Here is a 529-nt window from a genome sequence, read left to right as displayed (position 1 = left end):
GGGTCGGCCGGCCGCGCGGCCGCCGGCCAGGCCAGCGCCGCGGCCAGCGTGGTCGACATCGCCGAGGCCGCGTCCAGCACCTCGACCAGTGCCCGGACCTGGGTCGAGCGCTGCGCGGGCGGCTCGCCGCCGGGCATGGCCGCCGCGGTCTCCTCGGCCGCCAGCAGGTGGTCGCGTTCCAGGGCGTGTGCTCTGGCCAGGACGTCGGCCAGGTCGCGTTCCAGGCCGGCGACCCGGCCGCGGGCCTCGGCCAGCTCGACGCTCGCGGCCGTCGAGGTGGCGAGGGTGGCGGCCAGGTCGAGCGCGTTCTGCTTGTCCTGCACGTGGTCGACGGCCGCGCGCAGGCCGGCCCGCAGGCGTACCGCGGTCGCGTCCAGCTCCTCGGCCAGGCGTTGGTGGGCCGCGAGGGTGCCGGCCCAGCGGGTCAGCGCGGCGATCGCGGCGCGCAGGGCCTGCTCGCTGGCGTACAGGTCGCGTGGGGTGGCCGCGAGCCGTGCCCGGAACGCCTCGGCCGCCGGGCCGTGCCAGC

1 protein-coding gene is annotated in these 529 nt (G+C 79.4%); it reads right to left on the bottom strand.

The genetic code is table 11. The features are described from left to right. Nucleotides 1-529 (bottom strand): hypothetical protein (locus ACYVIP_RS44545; RefSeq protein WP_460407286.1); only part of this gene is annotated, 529 nt, incomplete at both ends.

The organism is Actinophytocola sediminis, assembly GCF_054779715.1.
The sequence above is the reverse complement of the archived record's forward strand: the minus strand, read 5'-3'. Positions and strand labels throughout refer to the sequence as shown.